3 protein-coding genes are annotated in these 3451 nt (G+C 34.6%); all 3 read right to left on the reverse strand.

The window, feature by feature from the left end; all coding sequences use genetic code 11:
* Positions 1-166: 166 nt before the first annotated feature.
* Entirely contained in the window at positions 167-1081 is a 915-nt protein-coding gene (locus H5186_RS22255; RefSeq protein WP_182795016.1) for a hypothetical protein, read from the reverse strand.
* 1 nt (position 1082) lies between these two features.
* Entirely contained in the window at positions 1083-1898 is an 816-nt protein-coding gene (locus tag H5186_RS22260; RefSeq protein ID WP_182795017.1) for a TnsA endonuclease N-terminal domain-containing protein, read from the reverse strand.
* 925 nt (positions 1899-2823) lie between these two features.
* Positions 2824-3288 carry a hypothetical protein gene (locus tag H5186_RS22265; protein ID WP_182795018.1) on the reverse strand — a complete coding sequence of 155 codons (465 nt, stop codon included), beginning with the start codon at positions 3286-3288 and terminating at the stop codon, positions 2824-2826.
* Positions 3289-3451 lie beyond the last annotated feature (163 nt).

Raw genomic sequence — 3451 nt, forward strand, 5'->3', positions numbered from 1 at the left:
CATCAAATGATTTAGATAACGGTTTAACATACCTACAAAAATGATAAAACGTGAACTCGGTTACGAGTGGCATTAAGCTTTGATCGGCAAAATCATTAAGAACACAAAAGTGATCATTATCGCGTGATTTTCGTGATCAAAGCTTAATGAGAATAAGCGATCAAAGTTAATGCCATTGGGTGATCAAAGCTGGTGAGAATATGCACCATGAAAACAATCGATTTTTCTCTAGCAATTTAATGCAGTAATAAAACGTTTGATAAGAAATCGAGTCAGACTGGGCTTTAGGTACTTTCCTTGATGTTTTTACGCCATCATCTCCCTTAATGCTGACTTCTACACTTTGATAGTAAAAATCATAAAGTCGGTACATTTGGGTATAGCTAATCCGATTAAACATTTTCTTACCCAGCCGCCTAAGGAACTCTTCAATATTCTTTTCATCTTCGGGCAATCTATTACGGTATTCTGTAGATGTTGTATGCCTTCCTCGCTTCGGTGAGTTTTCCGAAAAATCAGAAATAGGCTGATAATTACAGCCACAATATCGATAGTTCGGGTACATCGCCTCTAGACATGCACCTCTATAAAAGTACTGAGACAATAAACGTGCAATATGAACCGCATTGACACCAGTTGCTATGCTTAATGTTTTGATATGATGCGATGCTAAATTGGTATACAGGTACTCGTAACGTTTTTCATCATCTTCAACAATAGGAGCGATAAGTTCATAACGATCTTTCGCATCTTGTATCCTTTCCGAGACTATTTTATCCCGCTTTAATTTAGGCAATTGCTTAGGAATATAAAGACCATTTTGGTACTCAGTTTTTTCTACTAAATAATCATATTTAGAAATATGGCGATTGAACTCGTCTATGCTTGCACACAATGGCTTACTTTGTACCCGGCTAGGTCTTATCGGTGAACGCTTTGGATCTTTAGACAATGATTTACGGGCTTTAGGTTGCTGATTCAGATCAAAATAAGCAATTTTTCCATGTTGATAGTTAACATCAACAACCAATAAATTTATTGAGTTTTTTTCTGTATGAATAATGGTGTGTTTATGAAACATACTATGCGACCTGTTTGAGGATAAGAGGTCTATATGGATTTATTTTAACTTCAAGATTTGCTGGTATTTGATGAGTCCAAATTCCCCATTGGAACAAAGCATATAAATCAGAGTAAGACAGCATTAATTTTGATGTTAGCTTTTCCAGGTTAACTTTTACTTCATCACTTTCATTCGCTAAACATAAATTTACGAATTCATATAAAAACCGTTCTTCATGCTCAATGAATTGATTTTTGTATTTTGCAGACTCTCGATGTGCTTTTAGGTTATGGGCGCAAATTTTAGAGATATGAGCATCAGTTATGAGCCGATATAAAATCCCTAGTTCCTCGTAGTACCTGCGCTCCAATTCAAGCTTGAACAAAGTACGATGTACGGAAATCGGATGTTTTGATTTAAAATCAAGTGAGTCCATTGGTTTATATGAACGAGCTATTTGAGTCACTTTCCTTTGGATTGGATCGTATTCTCGGCATAATAAATCTGTAGACATGATGTAAGCCTCACCATCACTATCTTGAGGGTATTTACCGCCCATTTCATTCGCGATTTTAATTGCTCGCTCAATGTCCCATAGTGGGAACTGTTCAAAATAATCGATGATATGCGGAAGGGATTCGTAATAGATGCCTGCACGATACTCACCATCAGATAAAAAGTGATGATTACGGCCTGCTTTAACGCCTCTAAAGAAGTGTCTTCGAGTTCCTTTGGGACCACTCCAAACTTTTATGATCGGCTGAAACTCTCCTTTAGCCATGCTATCAATCCATTTTCTTATACTCCCTGTAGCTTTATTTATTTTTACTCTCATTTATCCCACCTCTTAATCGTTAACTAAAAGTTCAGATACAGGGTGATAAAAAGCTGATGATTTAATCGAATTTGTCATTTTTAAAATCTCATAATGTAAATTTCAAAAGACTTATAGCACCAAATAAAAACAAGATCAAGCCATTGATTTTATTAAGTATTTTGACATTTCGCTTATTTATTTAAATAGTAAATCAACAATGAATTTTTCCTAAAAAACAGAAGTTTTCACAAAAAACTGTTAACTAATTGATAGGGTTTAGAAAGAATGTTTGGGTAGGTAATTACTATTTAATTAACGATCTGCAATGTCATTATTAAATTAGAGGTAAGTAGTAATTATTTTTATAAAAATAGAATGAAAATAATTTTAAAAAAGTGATTATATTTTCAAAAATGTTTAGATCTCATCGTTTTTGCAACGCACTAACATTTGAGCAAATGAATTTTTTAAGGGGTGATTGGCAATGTGTAGATCTATCACTTTGACTGATTTATTAGGAGGTAAAAGTGGCTACTGGATACCTTCGACGCTTTAGCGTCGGTATACCTCATTTCTCTGAAATGAGAAGATAACCATGTAGATTAAAGCGATCTGTGAGAAGAAATAATCTCGGTAATATTTATTTTTATTGTCCTCAATTATATAAGGAGCACTTGTTTTCAAAAATTTACAGTAGAAATCATCGTAAAAGGGTATTTCGACATAAAAAGCTAAGACTCTAAGAAATTCAGGACAATTTACTAGGTAAAGCAACTTCATTAGTCATCTTTGCAATAAAGGATTAGTGAGAAAGCTAATTTAGTTTCTGCTATCCCCTGTTTCATTTAGAGTGAAAATAAGCATACAAAGTTAAAGAGACGAAGAACGCCTCTTTCATAACTAAATAAAGTAACAAGTGCGACTCAAGTTATTTTACCCTTCTTTAAATATTAAACATCCTTTTATACCTCTGTTGTAACGCAACTTCCCCACCTTCCATAATTTCACAGACATTTTTTCTAACTTCAATTTCCTGTAATGCACCTGAAGCTAGGGTATTAATTTGCCCTCTATCCTCCAAAGCAACAACATATTCAGAGTCACCATTTACGACAATATTTGGGTTATGAGTAACGACAATGATTTGCCTATCAGCTTTATTCTCATGTAGCTTTGACACAATCAAGCTAGTAATCAGGCCATTATCTAAATCATCTTCTGGCTGATCCAAAACTAGAGGCTCAGTTCCGTATGACAATAAGAAAGAAAGTATTGCAGAGGCTTTTTGACCCGCAGAGCCCTGCGAAACATCTTTAAACCTATTTCCATCATAAAACTTAATCGTTAACTTATCCTCTGGGAACCATGTATTGATTGCATCAAAATTTTGAGGTTGAAGTTGAGACATAAAATCAATAAATCTTTTCCCAAGCTTTGTATTCAAAGCAGGGCAAGAGCATGAAAAAAGCCTATGATTTCAATACCTTTTCAAGGTAACCTGTACTGCGCATAGCTTTTTTCTGTTTTGCGGGCATGCCTTTATTAAAGCTTGTTTCTGCTTTTAGCTGATT

Source organism: Pseudoalteromonas sp. SG41-2, from assembly GCF_014164535.1.
Lineage (GTDB): Bacteria > Pseudomonadota > Gammaproteobacteria > Enterobacterales > Alteromonadaceae > Pseudoalteromonas > Pseudoalteromonas rhizosphaerae.

Coding starts and splice junctions, on each gene's coding strand:
- H5186_RS22255 (WP_182795016.1), bottom strand. CDS start 1,081: ATGTTTCATAAACACACCATTATTCATACAGAAAAAAACTCAATAAAT.
- H5186_RS22260 (WP_182795017.1), bottom strand. CDS start 1,898: ATGAGAGTAAAAATAAATAAAGCTACAGGGAGTATAAGAAAATGGATT.
- H5186_RS22265 (WP_182795018.1), bottom strand. CDS start 3,288: ATGTCTCAACTTCAACCTCAAAATTTTGATGCAATCAATACATGGTTC.